We start from the raw sequence: 15881 nt of genomic DNA, 5'->3' as shown, positions 1-15881 counted from the left end.
GGCGGGAGTCGGGGCCGCGTCTCAATTCAGTTTCCGAACGTCACTTTGACTCGCACGCCATAGGTACGCGGCGCGCCATAGATGATCCCACCATCGGCGCTGGAGCTGTTCTGGATCTGCGTGGCGATATAGGTCTTGTCGGTCAGATTGTTGACGAAGCCCTCGATCGTGTAGCGATCGCCGATTTCGGCGGTGAGGCGCGCGTTCACGACATTGCGGCCCGGCACCAGCGTGTTTTCGCTGGGAAAGGGCGTGGCGTTCTGCTTCGACAGATAGGACCATGTGATCGACGGCGTCAGGCTGAAGCCTGTCAGGTCGATGGTGTATTGCGCCCCTGCATTGATCGTCCATTTCGGGCTGAATGGCAGCACGCGCCCCTTGGGCACGAAGCGCAAATTGGTGGGGCAACCATCGTCGGTGCCCGGAGCATTGGTGTCGGTGATGCAATCCGCATTGGCGAATTTCGCATCGAGATAGCCGACGCCCGCGTTGAACGCGAGGCCGCCGAACTGACCCATCACCTCGACCTCTGCGCCCTTGGCTTCGCCGGACAGCGCGTTTTGCGTAATGGGCAGGCCATTCAACAGGCTCGCCAACTGGATATCCTTGTAATCGGAATAGAAGAGGTCACCGTTCACGCGCAGGTGCCGGTCGAGCAACTCCGTCTTGAATCCGATTTCATAGACATAGTTCGTTTCCGGGCCGAACGGGTCCTGCCCCGGCGTCAGGTTCACACCCCCCGCCTTGTAGCCCTTGGAGGCGGAGGCATAGACCATATTGTCGTCGCCGAAATGATAGTTTGCGCCTAGCTTTCCGGTCCATTCGCTCGACGTCTCATCGCTGACATAGGGTTCGGGCAGCGGCGGTCCCGGCACGGCATAGCGGGTATAGACCTGCTTGTCCCAGCTGTGCCGCGCGCCGACGAGCAGTTCCAGGCGGTCGGTCGCGAAATAATTGACCTGCCCGAACAGCGACTTGCTGGTGTTTTCGGCCAGCGTAATAATGTCGCTGCTCGATGAATAGAAATCGTCGGTGTGGTAATTGTCGCGCTCCAGCGTAACGGGAACATCTTCGTCCATGTAAAATCCGCCGACGACCCATTGGAGCGGCCCCGAACCGCTTGACAGCAAATTGACTTCGGTAATCAGAGTCCGGAAATCCGTACTCGCACGGCTGACGCGGCCGGGATACATTGAGCGATTGGCTCCGGTGGCGGGCAGCCCCGCGGGCACGGGCAAGGCGGTGGCTGTACGGTCCCCATCGGTCTGGTCGTGGGTATAGCCATCCTGCCACGAAACAAGGCCGCGCAGCTGAACGGCGTCGGACAGGTTGTAGCGCGCCTCGGTAGAGAGGCGATAGCCCTGCTGGTTCATATAGGAACGGCCATCCTCCTCGATCACGAAGGGATCGTCCGTTACTGCGTCATTGCGGTTCTTGACGGCGTTATTGTCGGTTTTGAGATTGAAATATTCGCCGCGCACATGAAGCTCGAGCCGGCCATCGAAGCCCAGCATCCGCAGGTTGAATCGTGCGGCGTCAAGGTTCGAATTGCCCGGCTGGCTGGGAGCGGGGCCGATATTCGCGGTAAAGCTGTCGCGCTCGTCATGGACGGCCGCGATGCGCAGGGCGACTGTATCGCCGCCCAGGTTCGCGGTGACGACGCCGCGATACTGGTCGTAGTTCGCCACAGTCAGTTCACCCGAACCAAAGTTCGCACCGAATTCGGGTTCTGGCGTGCGGACATAGATCGCGCCGCCGGTGGAATTTTGTCCGGTCAGCGTACCCTGCGGCCCGCGCAGGACCTCGATCGTGCCGATGTCGTAGAAGCTCTGGCCGATGAACTGTTCGTGCGGGATCAATTGCCCGTCGATATAATAGGCAACGCCGGGATTGGACGTAGGCGCCGACTGGGCAATGCCGACCCCGCGAATGTTGATGAAGGTCGAGCGATTGAAACTATTGATCGCAATCGACGGCGCAACTTGCTGAATGTCATTGATGTTGACGACGCCCTTCTTCTCGAGATCGTCGCCGGTCAGAACCGTGGCCGAGATAGGCACGTCCTGCAGGCTCTGTTCCCGCCGTTCGGCCGTGACGACGATTTCCTGAAGACCGCTACTCGCGACGGGCCCGTTATCTGCCGCTCGCTCCTGAGCTATCGCTGCAGTCGAGACGCCCGCAGCCAGAAAAGCCGCGAGCCGCGCTGTGATACGCATGGACATGCTCATCCTCCCAATTTGTTTGGGAGGCTTATATCAACGATGAAAGCCCTTGCAAGGACGTTATGAAAGGGCTTGCATGAGGGCGGCCGCCCTTATTCGAACGGTTTTCGGGGAGCGATGGCCAGCGAAAGGAGGCTGACGGCCAGCAAGGCGGCCGAAAGGATGGGAAAGCCAGGATGCGCAACATGTCCCAGCGCGATCGCGCCGGCACTGCTCGCGGCCATCTGGATCGAGCCGGACAGGCTGACGGCGGTGCCCGCGACGCCTTCCTCTATGTGGATGATGGCCGCGATGCCGGACGGGCCCGCAATCCCGGCTCCCAGCGCTACAAGGATCATCGGACCGATCAGCATCGCCCAACTGCCGCCGCCCTGCGCATAGAGCGCCAGGGCCACCGCCAATCCGGCGCCGAGCACGCTGCACGAAAGTCCGGCGCGCAGGGCATCGGACCGCCGCTCGATCCAGCCCACGAGCAGCGTGCCGAGGATTCCGCCCGACGCCACAGCAAGAAGGCAGAAACCTGCCTGTCGTTCGCTAAGGCCCCAATTGTCGATCAGCAGGAACGGCGCGACCGACAGGAACATATAGAGCGCGGTGCTCCCTCCCGCGATGGCGGCGACGGTGCGCAGGAAACGGGGATTGCGGACAAGGCGTGCATGGCGATGAAAAAGGTGCGTGGCACGATGGCGGTGCATGGTGGCCGGCATCGATTCGGCCACGGTCAGCCACACCACAACAAGAGCCGCGGCGCCTGCCGCTGCAACCAGCGCGAAGATCGGCCGCCATCCCGCCGTGTCGGCCAGCATGCCGCCCACGACCGGCGCTATGGCGGGAGACAGCATGACCACGCTCATCAGATTGGCCTGCCTTCGGCCGCCCTCCGCCTTGTCGAACAGATCGCCGGTCATCACGCGAGAAGTGACGATCCCGGCCGCCGCGCCCACCCCCTGCGCGAAACGGGCGGTTAGCAACAAGGCCGCGCCCGGCGCAAAGGTGCAGGCGAAGCCCGCCACGACGAACAGAACCAGACCGGCAAGGAGCACCGGGCGGCGACCCACGCGGTCGACGATCGGCCCCGCGATCAGCTGGCCGACCGCCAGCCCGATGAGATAGACCGCGATGACATTCTGTGCCGTGCCGATACCGATTCCGAGATCATCGGAAATGCGCGGCAATGCGGGTACGATCATGTGCGTGGCCATCGACCCCATCGCCGAAATCCCGGCCAGCGCAACGATCGTGCTGCGCCTCACGGCGGGGCGCGCCCGGCCTTTCACGCTGGCTGCAGCGCGGCCGCCAGCTGCCGGTCCTGAGCCCGGGCGAACAGGCACAGGCACGCGCAAAGCACGGCAAGGCCGAACAGCAGCAGGGTGGGGGGCAGATATGATCCGGACCGTTCGGCCAGAAGGCCCATCAGCGGCGGGATCGTCGCGCCAGCCATGCTGCCGACGATATTGATCATCACGATGCCCATTGCGAGGCTGCCGGGCTTGAGCAACCGTGTCGGGATGGCCCAGAATGCGGCAACGGTGCAGCCCGTGCAGGCCCCGCCCAGGATCAGCGCGACCAATCCCGGCAGGCCAGGCCCCAGCAGATAGGCCGAAATCAATCCGCTTCCCCCGATTAGTGCGGGCACGCCAATATGGAAGAAGCGCTCCTGCGTCCGGTCGGAATGGCGCGCGTTGAAATAGAGCCCGATTGCGCTGCCCGCCCACGGCAGGGCCACAATCCATCCCGTTTCGCGCGGAGTCAGTCCGGCCATCCCCTCGACGATCTGGGGCAGCCAGAACATCACGCCATAATTGCCCGCGAGGATGCAGAACCAGATCAGCGCGCAAGTCCATCCGATGGGGCTTTTGATCGCGGCCCAGCGTTCGCTTCGGTCTGCTGTCGTGACCGGCTTGGTCGCGCCCTGCACATGGGCGGCCAGCCATGTCCGCTGATCGGCGGAAAGCCAGCGCGCGTCGCGCGGGCTGTCGGGGTAATAGGACCAGGCGAACAGGCCCAGCAGCACCGCGGGCAGGCCCTCCGCGATGAACATGAAACGCCACCCCTCGATCCCCAGCGGGTTATCGACCGTCAGCAACCAGCCCGAGACCGGCGCGCCGACGACCTGCGCGATGGAGATCGACATGATCGGGATGGCAAGGATCGAGGCGCGATAACGCTCCGTCGCCCAGCCGCTGAGATAGATCATCAAGCCCGAGGACAGGCCGCCCTCCGCAAAGCCGATCAGGACTCGCAGAGCATACAACTCCCACTCGCTGCCGATCAGTGACATCAGGCAGGCTGCAATCCCCCAGACCGAGGTGATGATGCCCAGCCAGCGCCGCATGCCCACTGCCTCATAGAGTAGCACGCTGGGATATTTGGCCGCGAGATAGCCGATGAACAGCACGCCCGCGCCAAAGCCGTATTGCACGCCGCTGAGACCGATGGCCTCATTCATCTGCAGGGCGGCAAAGCCAACATTCGTGCGGTCGATCGCGCCGATGAGGACGAACAACGCGCTTGGCAGGACAAGCCGCCACAGCACCTTGCGCCCGATGGCGCTTTCTATGTCTGTCGTCGTCATTGGCGTGACCTCCAGCGCTTTGATAACGCGCCCAAAGGGCAAATGAAAGCGCTTGCGTAATCCGTTTTCCGACCCTATCAGTCCCCGCAGCGGCTGCCGGACTTTGTTCGATGCGTGGCCGTGCCCTCAGGCACGCGCTGGCCGGGCGCGGACTGGCTTCCCACCAATGATGGACAAGAAATGAGCGCGAAAGACCTCGAACGAGACTTTGATCCCGACCTGCCGGAGAATTTCGACAGCGCCCATCAGGATTACGCGCGCCTGCGTGCCGAATGTCCGGTCGCCCATACCGACAGGTTGGGCGGCTTCTGGGCCTTGACCCGTTACGACGACGTGCAGAGGGCCGCCAGCGACCCCCGCACATTTACGACCACGGTCCAGAACGTGATCCCCAAGGTCGCCTTTACCGGTCGGCGACCGCCCCTGCATCTCGATCCGCCCGATCATACGCCCTATCGCCGCGCGCTGAATCCGCTGCTGTCGCAGGAGCGGTCGGAAGCGCTTGCACCGCGCACGCGCGAACTGGCCCGCGAACTGCTCGCCCCCATGGTGGCCAAGGGCGGCGGCGATATTTGCGCCGAGTTTTCCAGCTACCTGCCCGTGCATGTATTCGGCGAATGGATGCGCGTGCCCGACGACTGGCTGGATACGCTGCACGACGCCGGGCGCGCCTTCATCCTCGCGGTTCATTCGACCAAGCCCGACGCGATGAAGGAAACGAGCCTCGCGCTTTATGAGATGGCCCGCGAACTGATCGCCCGCCGCAGGGTCGATCCGCACGATCCCGCCATCGATCCAACGAGCGCGCTACTGGCGACGCGGGTCAATGGCGAACCCCTCGACGACGAGATGGTCGTGGGCACGGTCCGTCAGATTCTGGTGGTCGGCATGGTTGCGCCCATGGTCATGGTGGGGTCGATCTGCGTCCACCTTTCGCGTCATCGCGAGTTGCAGACCCGGTTGCGCGAAAACCCGTCGATGATCCCTGGCGCGGTCGAAGAGTTCCTGCGCCTCTATTCCCCGTATCGCGGCTTTGCCCGCACGCCCACCCGCGATGTCGAGATCGGCGGACGGACGATCTGCAAGGGAGAGGCGGTGGCATTGCTATATGCCTCGGCCAATCGCGACGAGCAGGTCTTTCCCGATGGTGACCGCTTCGTGATGGACCGGCCCAATATCTCCGATCACCTCGCCTTTGGACGCGGCCCGCACAATTGCCCCGGCCTGCATATCGGGCGCATGGAACTGCGCGTCGCGCTGGAGGAACTGCTGGCGGCAACGCACGGATTCGAGGTATCGGGTCCGGTTGTGCCGACCCGCTGGCCTGAAATCGGCGCCCTGTCGGTACCGCTCCGCTTCGAATAGCAGCGATTGCCCTTGCGTTTCCGCTGGGGCAATAGATCGACATGAGCGATAATCCCGACATGGCCGCGCCCACCGCTCGCGTGCCGACCCTGGACGATGTGGCGCAGTATGCGGGGGTATCTCCTGCGACGGTAAGCCGCTTCCTGAACAATCCAAAGATTGTGGCCGAGGCGACGGCTGAACGGATCCGCGAAGCCGTGGAACGGGTCGGCTATATTCCCAATGCGCTGGCCGGCGGCCTGGCATCGAGCAAGAGCCGTATGGTCGCGGTCCTGATCCCCCATCTGACCGACTCGCTCTTCAACGACACCATCGAGCGCATGACCGAGGACCTGACCGTCAGCGGCAGCAATGTGATGCTGGGCCTGACCGGAACGTCGGTTGCGCGGACGGAGGACCTTATCCGCGCGGCGCTGGCGCGTCGGGTGGATGCGATCATCTCGACCGGGCCGATCAGCGAAGAGATTGTGGATGTCATCCGGCGCAGCCACACACTCTTCATCCAGATCTGGGAACTGCCGGAAGACCCGGTGGGTATGGCGATCGGCTTTTCCCATCGCGATGCGGGCCGCGACGTGGCACGTTTTATTACCTCGCGTGGGTACAGCAGGCCGTTTCTCGTCACCGCCGACGGCAGCAGGGCGCGCCTTCGACGCGACAGTTTCCTGGAGGAATGGCGCAATCTGGGCGGTGGCGGCGAACCGCACGAGACGCTGGTCGACATCCCCTCCCGTTTCGGTCACGCGCGCCGCGCCTTTGCCGAAATGCGCCGGCTGGATGCCATGCCCGACGTCGTCGTATGCGGTTCGGACTATCTTGCCCAGGGCATCATCGTCGAGGCGCAGGCGACGGGCCTGCGAATACCGGACGACCTTGCCGTCATGGGGTTCGGCAATAGCCTCATCGCGGGCGAGATGCGCCCTACGATCACCACGGTCGACATCGACGGCTCGCGCATCGCGCGCGAGGTGATGGCCGTCCTTCGCCGCCATGGCGCAGGCGAGGAAATCTCGCACAAGGCCATCGACGTGGGCTTTCGAATTATCGCGCGCGAAAGCGCCTGACCGGCGCTTTCACACTGGGTTGCGGGTTCCGTTCAGAAGCTGACCCGCGCGCCGATCGCGAACTGGCGGCCGATCGGATTGGCCGCGCTGGCGTCATAGCCGCCGCTGCCATTGCCGCTCGGCGCGATATTCACATAGGGCGGATCGGTATCGAAGACGTTGCGCGCCTCCGCGACCAGTTCGAGTCCTTTCATCATGCCGCCAGGAAAGCTCTCGCCGACTCGCCAGGTCACGGACAGGTCGACCGGCGTGAATGAGTCCACCTTTTCCGAAGGCGTGACCGCGATATTGGTATAGCCGCCCACATGGGTCGCGGCGGCGCGCATCGATATCGGCCCGTGATCCCAGTTCGCCGCAAAGCGAGCCTTGAATTTCAGCGGCTGGAAAATCAGGTTGCGCTGGTCGAGCAGGTCGCCCGCAGGCGCCACGGCGACCTTGTAATCGGTCAGATAGGTGCCCGATGCGGTCAGCGTCAGCCGGTCGTCGGTGCCGAGGTCCAGAAGATAGCGCAGATTGAAGTCGATGCCGCGTGTGATCGACTTGCCGAGATTGAGGCTGCGGCCGTCGACGAACAGATCGACATTGTTGATGTCGCCGCCGGGGATCGGCTGATTGAGCACGGCATAGCCCTGGTCGATGAGCGACTGGACCCTGTCGCGCGCTTCCTGGCCGTGCAGGATGACGCCGGTACCGGCATATTGATCCTCGGACGCGAGAATGGCGAGGTTCGACAGGTTGGCGGATACCTGATTGTCATACGCCACGTCGAAATAGGTGATCGACAGGCGCAGATTGTCGAGCGGGTCCAGATCCGCACCCACCGACCATGTCGTCGCGGTTTCGGGGCGGAGGTCGGTATTCGCGCCGGATTGCGCGAAACCGAGCAACGGCGGACCGCCATCGGGGTTCTGGTAGCTCTGCCCGAACAAGGCCGAGCTATTGCCATAAATCTCGGGAATGGTTGGCGCACGGAACGAAGTGCCATAGCTCCCGCGCAGCGTCAGCATGTCGAACGGGCGCCAATTGACCCCGAACTGCGGATTGGTCGTGCTGCCCGCGTCGCTGTAGCTATCATAGCGGACCGCCGCGGTGACCTTCAGTTCGCGGAAGCCGGGAATCGCGTTGCCGGGGCCGAAGACCGGGATCAGCATTTCACCATAGACCGAATCCACTTTACGGCCGAACTTGCGAAAGGTGATCGGCGTATCGGGATTGCCTCGCGCCAGTCCCAGCTGTGCGTCGAAATCCTGCCGTTCATATCCCGCCGCCAGCATGACGTCGCCGCCCGGCAGCGCGAACAGCGGGCCATTGGCCGAAGCCTCATAGAAGGTCAGCTGGCCCTTTGTGGGGGCAAGGAAGATCTGGTTGAACAACTCGTCCAGCACAGCCTGTCGGGTGCGGCCCAACCCATAAGGATCGAGGGCGGTTTCGGGATCGCTGCTGGCCAGCGCGGCGGTCAGCGCGGCGCGGTTCAATCCGTCGTAGCTGCCCGAAAAATCGCTGGTCTCGCCATAGCTGACCAGCGTGTTCAACTCCCAGTCGAAGGGCAGTTGCACGCGCAGGGCGGGGGCGACCTGCCAGCTTTCCGCAAAGCCGGTCGTTTGCGTGGTCGGCACGTCGTTGATGAAGCTGTAGTCGATGGTATAGCTGTCACCGGTGAAGCCCGGCGGGGTCACGAAAAAGGCGTTGGTATCCGGCACCGTAAGCCGCGTGTTGATCACCGGGCCGAGCCTGCGGAACTTGCGTTTGGAATAGAAGCCGTCGAACGAGAACGTCAGCCAGTCGGCAATGTCGTAGGTGGCGGTCGCGTTGACGGAATCATATTGCTGCTGCGGAAAGAGGTCCTGCCCGGGATTGCTGTCGCACCGGTTGAGGGTGCCTGCCTGGATTTCGCCGGCATTGGCCTGCGTGTAGCGGTCGGGCAGAGCATAGCTATTGCCGTCATAGGTCAGGTTGCCCGGCGCGCATCCCGTGATGCGATAGTCGTTGCCGCCAAAGCGGCGCTGGTCGGAGGTGAAGAAATCCCGGTCGTCTCCGCTGAGGTTCGAGCGATAGACATGTTCGTAGGCGATCATGATCTGGCCGCGGTCGAACGTCTTGCCGAGCGCCGCTCCGGCCGACCATTCGTGGAAGGCGCCATCCTCGGCCGTGCCATAGCGAGCGAAGGCTTCCACGCCGTCGAGGTTTCGGCGCGGGATCAGGTTGACGACGCCGGCCACCGCGTCGGAGCCATAGATGGCCGACGCGCCGTTGGCGACCACCTCGACCCGCTGGACGCCAAGCGTCGGTAGCACCGACGGGTCGGTGGAGCGGCTATTGTTGACGACCCGGTGCCCGTCGATCAGCACCAGCGTCGCATATGGGCCGATACCGCGCAGGTTGACGGTATTGCCATAGACGATATTGCCCGACCCCCCTGCTTGGCCGCGCGAATTCTCGGACACGCCGAGGTCGAAATTCTGGGGCAGTTCCTTGATCACGCGGTCGATCGTGATGGCTCCCGACTCGGTGATCTCTTCCCTGCCCAGCACGATCGCGGTGGCTCCAACGGGAGCGCCATTGCTGACGCGGCTACCGGTCACGACGATTTCCGCCGGCGATGGAAGCGCTTCCATTTCATCGCCCGAATTATCGCCTTGCGCCTCGGCGGATTGTGCCATGGCCGGCGGCGATATCAGCGCAGCCAGCGAAACACCTGCCGCAATATGGCTGATCAGACTTGCCAGACCTGCCGAACGTGCCTTCGTCATTTCTATCACTCCCAGTTCATCCGATCTGTGCCGGTGATGCACAAGGAAAGCCAAAAGCGGCGCTGGCACAACCAAAATGTCGCTAATGATTTTATTTTCAATTTCATTGACAATTTTTCGTCGCGGTACGTTCGGGCAGATCGGGTGTGGCGACGAGAAACTGCGATCAGCGGTTCCGGCAGCGGTGCAATCGGAAGCATCGCTACCGGTCGGGATGCAGCCAACCCGCGACATATGCAGCATATTATTGAGAAAGCGCCGATTATTGCCAGATGGCCGCGCCTCCATTTGCTCCCGCGCCGCATGGAGCGCGTCTGTCGCCGCTTTTCCTTGCGGTGTGACAATGGCTTCGCGAAATCTCTCGTCAGCTGCGCTCGAACGCCGGGTGACCAGGCCCAGCGCCTCCAGTTGAGCAACCTGCCGGCTGACGGTGGTGTAGTCGCGACCGACACGGCCAGCCAGATCGACGACGCCGATCGGGCCAAGTCTCTCGGCAAGAACGAGCAGCGCGAAGAGGGGGATCAAGTGGCGCAGCCGGCAGTCGGTAGAGGATATGCCGATGGGGCCGAAGGAACGGCGCAGCACCGTGCTGTCGCCGATGGAAGAAGCGGCGATCGTGGCGCTCCGGGTTCAGGCCCGATTGCCTTTCGATAATGTGTTTATCGCCCTGAAGGCCGTGATCCCACATCTGACGCGCTCGTCGCTTCACCGCTGCCTGCAGCGGCACGGGATCAGCCGGTTGCCGAAGGCGGATCGCGAGAAGCCGAAGAAGTTCAAGGCGTATGAGATCGGCTACTTCCACCTCGACATCGCCAAGCTGCGCTACGAAGGTGGCTATGAAGCCATCGAAGAGCGCTGGAAATCCAAGCCGGATATCTTCAACGCCAGCACATGCTGGGACTAAACACCTAGAGTGATTTCGAGTGAAATGGAACATTTCACGGCTCGGAAATCACGGCAAAACAAGAATCTAGAGTGCCGGTTTTGATTCCATCAAAACCGAACGCACTCTAGCTTCCCCGCCTGGAAGCTGATCATCTCCAAGCGGCCGACAGCGCTTGTTCCCTCCAGCCGCGTTATTGCAGCACTTGTTTGTTTGCTGGAAATTTCGGCCCGTTGGAAAGTGAATGAACCTGCGCGATGGATGGGGACGATTTTCCCGTTTGACCGAAACTATGCTATAGCTATTCGCCCACGCGAATTCTGAACGTGGAGAGCGAGCTACACGCAGCGACGGGCTGCACCGGAAAGGAGGGGAAATGGTTACCCTCCCAATCGATCTATCGGTTTTCCGCCGGCTGGCCTTATGCTGTGTGCTCGCTTTTGTCTATCTCGGGAATGCGTTTCCTGCCGCGAGTGCGTCGCTCAGGAGCGCCGTCATTCTCGAAATCGACGGCGCCATCGGACCGGCTTCCGCAACCTATATACGCGATGGCCTGCGCCATGCGCGCGATGAGAAGGCTGTGCTCGTCATCCTCGAGATGGATACGCCCGGGGGGCTCGATACGTCGATGCGCGAGATCATTCGGGACATTCTGGCGATGCCGATACCCGTCGTAGCTTATGTCCATCCCAGCGGCGCGCGCGCGGCGAGCGCCGGCACCTATATTCTCTATGCCAGCCATGTGGCGGCGATGACGCCGGGCACCAATCTGGGGGCAGCAACGCCGATACAGGTGGGGGCAGCACCCGCCGTGCCCGACGAGGCCGGCGAAAAGGGCGAGGCGGCGGCGCCGAGGGACGCCGGCGAGCAAAAGGCGGTCAACGATGCGGTCGCCTATATCCGCGCCTTGGCGGAGCTACGGGGACGCAATGCCGATTGGGCGGAAAAGGCGGTTCGGGAGAGCGCGAGCCTCTCCGCCAAGGCGGCACTCGAAAATGGCGTTGTCGAATTCGTCGCGAAAGACATGACGTCGCTGCTCGCACAGATCGACGGGACGCGGATCGTCATGGCCGGCCGTGAGCATCGGCTCGATACGCGCGATCTTGCGCTCACGAAGGTGGAGCCGGGGTGGCTTACGCGGATTCTGGCGACGATCACCAATCCCAATGTCGCGCTGATCCTGATGATGATCGGCGTCTATGGCCTCTTGTTCGAGTTCATGAATCCCGGCTCCTTCGTTCCCGGCACCGTGGGCGCGATCTCGCTTCTGACCGGTCTATATGCTCTCGCCGTCCTGCCGGTCGACATCGTCGGGGTCACGCTCATCCTGCTGGGCATCGGCTTGATGATCGGCGAAGCCTTTGCGCCCTCCTTCGGAATATTGGGAATGGGCGGGCTGGCAGCCTTCATCCTCGGGTCGGCCATTCTCATCGACACCGACGTTCCGGCCTTCCAGATCGACTGGTCGGTCATCGCGGCCTTGGCGCTGTTCAGCGTCGGCCTTCTCGTCGTGATCGCCCGTCTCGGGCTGCGGTCGCACCGCGGACGTGTCGAAACGGGAATGCAGGACATGATCGGCGCGCGCGGCGAGATTCTCGATTGGGCCGCCGGCAAGGGGCATGTGTTCGTGCGCAGCGAGAGGTGGAACGCGCGGGGGCCGCAATCCTTGCGGCGGGGAGAGGCGATCGTGGTCGACGGCATCAGCGGCCTCACATTGGAGGTTTCGTCAGCGAAGACATCGGAGACGCAAGCGAACGGAGGCGAAGATGGATAATCTGGAAAGCGTCGGATTTTTCGTGCCCCTCATCATCCTGGGCATGGTCTTTCTGTGGGCGGCGATCAAGATTCTGCGAGAATATGAGCGAGGGGTCGTTTTCACGCTCGGCCGGTTCACCGGCGTGAAGGGGCCGGGCCTGATCCTTCTCGTTCCCTTCGTCCAGCAGATGGTCCGTACCGATCTGCGCACGGTCGTGCTCGATGTCCCGACGCAGGATGTGATTTCGCGCGACAATGTTTCGGTGAAGGTCAATGCGGTCGTCTATTTCCGGGTGCTCGATCCCAACAACGCGATCATTCAGGTTGAAAATTTCATTCAGGCGACCAGCCAGTTGGCGCAGACCACCTTGCGCTCGGTGCTCGGCAAGCATGATCTCGACGAAATGCTGGCCGAGCGCGATAAACTCAACGCCGATATTCAGGAAATCCTCGACAAACAGACCGACGCCTGGGGCATCAAGGTCGCAAATGTCGAGATCAAGCATGTCGATATCGACGAATCGATGATCCGGGCGATCGCGCGTCAGGCGGAGGCGGAACGCGAGCGGCGGGCGAAAGTGATCAATGCCGAAGGCGAGCATCAGGCTGCGGCCAAGCTGCTGGAAGCCGCGCGCATCCTGAGCGAAGTGCCCGAAGCGATGCAGCTACGCTATCTTTCGACGCTCAACGTGCTCGCCAACGAACGCAGCCACTCGACGATTATCTTTCCATTTCCGGTGAATCTGGCCGACTGGCTCGATGGCCAAACGGGCAGGGCGCAGAGCCAGCGTTCCACAAATTCCTGATAGCGTTGCCCCACCCGCCATCCGAACGCCGAAAATCGGCGTGAGTGATCGAATAGCGACAGATAGCCACGATTGCCGGCCGCGCGTGTTGCTTTGTCCGCTATCGCCCCTTTGCGATCCTGAATCCGCCAGGCCGGGCATTGGCACGGTTAACCTATCGGCAAACCACATAGCGAACCTTCGCGTTCAGGACGGCGAGGACGCGGAAAGCGTATCAAACAACCAATGTTTGAATCGCTCGGTTTTCGGGTCGATTTCACCCTGGGGCGTGACCAGCCAATAGGAATAGTCGGTGGCGCGCCGTTCTTTCGACAGGCGCACCAGCCTTCCCTCGCGCAGATAGGGGCCGGCGAGCGATTGCCGGACGATCGCCGCACCCTGGCCGAGAAGAGCCGCTTGCATCGTGAAGAGACCGTCGGGAAGCGAGATGCGGGGCATCGCGGACGTATAATGATCGCCGAGCCAGTCTTCCCACGCCATGCGTTGCTCGCCCGCGGCCAGCCCCTTGTCGTCGATTAGCGGCAGCGCCGCGAGGTCTTCGAGCCGAGCGGGAACGGGACGCCCTTCGAGCAGCGCCGGGCTGCACGCGGGAAAGACATATTCGCGCATCAGAAGTTCCGCATTGCAGCCGGGATATTTGCCGGCGCCGAAGCGAATAGTGACGTCGACGCCGCCCGCGCCAAGAGGTTCGATCGCCGTGCTCAGCGACAATTGCGGATCGATGCCCCGATGGCGGGCGCGAAAGTCGGTCAGCCGCGGTAAGAGCCAATGCAGCGCAAAGGACGGAAAGGTGCCGATCCGCAAGGGGCCGGTGACCGCCTGCGACGACAGCGCGCGGGTGGCTTCCTCAATACGCTCGAGTGCGGCACCCACCGACGCCGCATAGTCGCGCCCCTCGCGCGTGATGCGCAGATTGCGGGCGCCGCGCACGAAAAGGCGCGTCTGGAGCCGGTCTTCGAGAAGGCGGATCTGCTGACTCACCGCCGCGGGCGTAACGTGCAGTTCCGCGGCGGCGCGCGCAAAGCTCTCGTGTCGCGCGGCGGCTTCGAACGTCCGCAAATAGGCAAGCGGCGGGGACGACATTCTCTAAGCATAAGATTTACTTGCTCTCAGAGCAATATCATATCGTTTGAGGGATGGTTTTACTTGTCACATATGGGCTGCCTCATTGGACGGAGGCAGATCATGAATGCGAAACCCGAAGCCGTTGCGAACCCGAAGCCGCATTTCGCCGGATCGAGCGATCTCGGTGGCGGCTGGTCGAGCCTGACCGGCTGGTTGCCGGTCGCGGGCCAGGGGATGCTCGCGGTCAATGCCTTTCTGCTGCGCGGACGCGAGCCGGTCCTGATCGATACCGGGCTCGCAGCGCTGCGCGAACCGATGCTCGATCTGATCGACGAAGCGGTCGGCCTTGCGAAACTGCGATGGATCTGGCTCAGCCATGCCGATGCCGACCATGCCGGCAATCTGGCCGCAATCCTCGAACGCGCGCCCGGTGCGACCCTCGTCACCAATTTCCTGGGAGCGGGTAAATTGGACATGGCGGGCATCCGGCCCGATCGGCTCCGTCTCGTCATCCCGGGTGAAAGCCTCAGGATCGGCGCTATGCGGCTGATCGCGCTGCGCCCACCCTATTATGACGCGCCCGAATCGATGGGATTTTTCGATTCGAATTCGCGGACATTGTTCGCCGTCGACAGCTTTGGAGCGCTCTTGCCGCGGGTTTGTGCGCGGCTCGCCGAGGTCGACCCGCCGGCGCTATCCGACGGCCTCGCCGCCTGGTCGGCGATCGATGCGCCGTGGCTTGCCGATGTCGAGCCGTGCCGGCTTGCCGAAGCGCTCGCGCGGCTCAGACGACTGGATGCGACCCGCCTGCTTTCGGGCCACCTCCCCGCGGCGACCGGCGAGGACGAGGTCCTGCACCTGCTCGACCTTGCGCGCCGTGCGCTGGTTCCGGCCCGCGACTCCTTCACGGCAAGGCAGGGAGCCGCAGCATGACCCGCGATCTGCACGGCGCTGCCAACCGGGTGCTCGTCGAGCGTTTCCTTGCGGGAACACATGCGCGTGACCTTTCGGATCTGGCGGTGATCGACGAGACCGTGGCCGAGCGCGTCGTCTGCCACGGTTTCCCCGGCGGCAATCCGCACGACCGCGAAAGCTATAAGGACTTCTTCCGGACTTTTCGCCGTTCGTTCGACGAAATGGACTGGACGGTCGGCGCGCTCGTCGCCGACGAGCGGCATGTTGCCGCGCGCTGGCGGATCGAATCGACGCACTGCGGCGCCTTTGCCGGCGTGCCGGCGAGTGGCCGGCGCATCGGCTTCGACGGCATGGTTCTCTATCGCATCGACGGCGGGCGCATTGCCGAATGCTGGCTGCACATCGACGAGATCGGATTGCTCACCGCGATTGGCGCGCTGGCGCCGCATTCGGCGCGATGCGAAGTATAGAGGAGGTGAGG

At 62.9% G+C, this 15881-nt stretch carries 11 protein-coding genes and 2 pseudogenes; 7 read left to right on the top strand and 6 right to left on the bottom strand.

The window, feature by feature from the left end; genetic code table 11:
* Positions 1-26: 26 nt before the first annotated feature.
* The 3 genes from KNJ79_RS13815 to KNJ79_RS13805 form a co-directional block, all read right to left on the bottom strand.
* Positions 27-2222 carry a TonB-dependent receptor gene (locus KNJ79_RS13815; protein ID WP_317151511.1) on the bottom strand — a complete coding sequence of 732 codons (2196 nt, stop codon included), beginning with the start codon at positions 2220-2222 and terminating at the stop codon, positions 27-29.
* Between the two features lie 92 nt (positions 2223-2314).
* A complete protein-coding gene (locus KNJ79_RS13810) occupies positions 2315-3475 on the bottom strand; it encodes a Bcr/CflA family efflux MFS transporter (protein ID WP_317151510.1) in 1161 nt (386 codons plus the stop codon).
* Positions 3476-3495: 20 nt separating this feature from the next.
* A complete protein-coding gene (locus tag KNJ79_RS13805; protein ID WP_317151509.1) occupies positions 3496-4839 on the bottom strand; it encodes an MFS transporter in 1344 nt (447 codons plus the stop codon).
* Positions 4840-4977: 138 nt separating this feature from the next.
* Here KNJ79_RS13805 and KNJ79_RS13800 point away from each other — a divergent pair, with 138 nt between their 5' ends.
* Together KNJ79_RS13800 and KNJ79_RS13795 are read left to right on the top strand one after the other, a co-directional pair.
* Entirely contained in the window at positions 4978-6162 is a 1185-nt protein-coding gene (locus tag KNJ79_RS13800) for a cytochrome P450 (RefSeq protein WP_317151508.1), read from the top strand.
* A gap of 41 nt (positions 6163-6203) precedes the next feature.
* Positions 6204-7226: a LacI family DNA-binding transcriptional regulator gene (locus KNJ79_RS13795; protein WP_317151507.1), complete on the top strand. Its 1023-nt coding sequence runs from the start codon at positions 6204-6206 to the stop codon at positions 7224-7226.
* A gap of 32 nt (positions 7227-7258) precedes the next feature.
* Here the strand turns inward: KNJ79_RS13795 and KNJ79_RS13790 are convergent, their stop codons facing one another.
* Positions 7259-9976 carry a TonB-dependent receptor gene (locus KNJ79_RS13790; protein WP_317151506.1) on the bottom strand — a complete coding sequence of 906 codons (2718 nt, stop codon included), beginning with the start codon at positions 9974-9976 and terminating at the stop codon, positions 7259-7261.
* 417 nt (positions 9977-10393) lie between these two features.
* Positions 10394-10561: pseudogene (locus KNJ79_RS22525) on the bottom strand (hypothetical protein); the annotation flags it as partial.
* Here KNJ79_RS22525 and KNJ79_RS13785 point away from each other — a divergent pair.
* The 3 genes and pseudogenes from KNJ79_RS13785 to KNJ79_RS13775 form a co-directional block, all read left to right on the top strand.
* Positions 10488-10811 (top strand): annotated as a pseudogene (locus tag KNJ79_RS13785) (IS481 family transposase); the annotation flags it as partial. The pseudogenes KNJ79_RS22525 and KNJ79_RS13785 overlap by 74 nt on opposite strands.
* A gap of 424 nt (positions 10812-11235) precedes the next feature.
* Complete coding sequence (locus tag KNJ79_RS13780; protein WP_317151505.1) at positions 11236-12633, top strand: NfeD family protein; 1398 nt, start codon at positions 11236-11238, stop codon at positions 12631-12633.
* Positions 12626-13420, top strand: a complete 795-nt coding sequence (locus KNJ79_RS13775; RefSeq protein WP_317151504.1) for a slipin family protein — start codon at positions 12626-12628, stop codon at positions 13418-13420. Before KNJ79_RS13780 ends, KNJ79_RS13775 begins: the two co-directional genes overlap by 8 nt.
* Positions 13421-13606: 186 nt before the next feature.
* On the opposite strand, the gene KNJ79_RS13770 is transcribed toward KNJ79_RS13775, so the two are convergent.
* Positions 13607-14503, bottom strand: coding sequence for a LysR substrate-binding domain-containing protein (locus KNJ79_RS13770; protein WP_317151503.1), 897 nt, complete (start codon positions 14501-14503; stop codon positions 13607-13609).
* A 102-nt stretch (positions 14504-14605) separates the two neighbouring features.
* Here KNJ79_RS13770 and KNJ79_RS13765 point away from each other — a divergent pair, with 102 nt between their 5' ends.
* The gene (locus tag KNJ79_RS13765; RefSeq protein WP_317151502.1) at positions 14606-15418 is read left to right on the top strand and encodes an MBL fold metallo-hydrolase; all 813 of its coding nucleotides are present in this window, start codon (positions 14606-14608) and stop codon (positions 15416-15418) included.
* Positions 15415-15870, top strand: coding sequence for an ester cyclase (locus KNJ79_RS13760; RefSeq protein ID WP_317151501.1), 456 nt, complete (start codon positions 15415-15417; stop codon positions 15868-15870). Before KNJ79_RS13765 ends, KNJ79_RS13760 begins: the two co-directional genes overlap by 4 nt.
* Positions 15871-15881 lie beyond the last annotated feature (11 nt).

Origin of the sequence: Sphingopyxis indica (assembly GCF_032879645.1) — a bacterium.
GTDB classification, from domain to species: domain Bacteria; phylum Pseudomonadota; class Alphaproteobacteria; order Sphingomonadales; family Sphingomonadaceae; genus Sphingopyxis; species Sphingopyxis indica.
The sequence above is the reverse complement of the archived record's forward strand: the minus strand, read 5'-3'. Positions and strand labels throughout refer to the sequence as shown.

Excerpts from the sequence above, each read along its gene's own strand:
- KNJ79_RS13815 (WP_317151511.1), bottom strand. The coding sequence starts at position 2,222 with ATGTCCATGCGTATCACAGCGCGGCTCGCGGCTTTTCTGGCTGCGGGC.
- KNJ79_RS13800 (WP_317151508.1), top strand. The coding sequence starts at position 4,978 with ATGAGCGCGAAAGACCTCGAACGAGACTTTGATCCCGACCTGCCGGAG.
- KNJ79_RS13795 (WP_317151507.1), top strand. The coding sequence starts at position 6,204 with ATGAGCGATAATCCCGACATGGCCGCGCCCACCGCTCGCGTGCCGACC.
- KNJ79_RS13790 (WP_317151506.1), bottom strand. The coding sequence starts at position 9,976 with ATGACGAAGGCACGTTCGGCAGGTCTGGCAAGTCTGATCAGCCATATT.
- KNJ79_RS13780 (WP_317151505.1), top strand. The coding sequence starts at position 11,236 with ATGGTTACCCTCCCAATCGATCTATCGGTTTTCCGCCGGCTGGCCTTA.
- KNJ79_RS13775 (WP_317151504.1), top strand. The coding sequence starts at position 12,626 with ATGGATAATCTGGAAAGCGTCGGATTTTTCGTGCCCCTCATCATCCTG.
- KNJ79_RS13770 (WP_317151503.1), bottom strand. The coding sequence starts at position 14,503 with ATGTCGTCCCCGCCGCTTGCCTATTTGCGGACGTTCGAAGCCGCCGCG.
- KNJ79_RS13765 (WP_317151502.1), top strand. The coding sequence starts at position 14,606 with ATGAATGCGAAACCCGAAGCCGTTGCGAACCCGAAGCCGCATTTCGCC.
- KNJ79_RS13760 (WP_317151501.1), top strand. The coding sequence starts at position 15,415 with ATGACCCGCGATCTGCACGGCGCTGCCAACCGGGTGCTCGTCGAGCGT.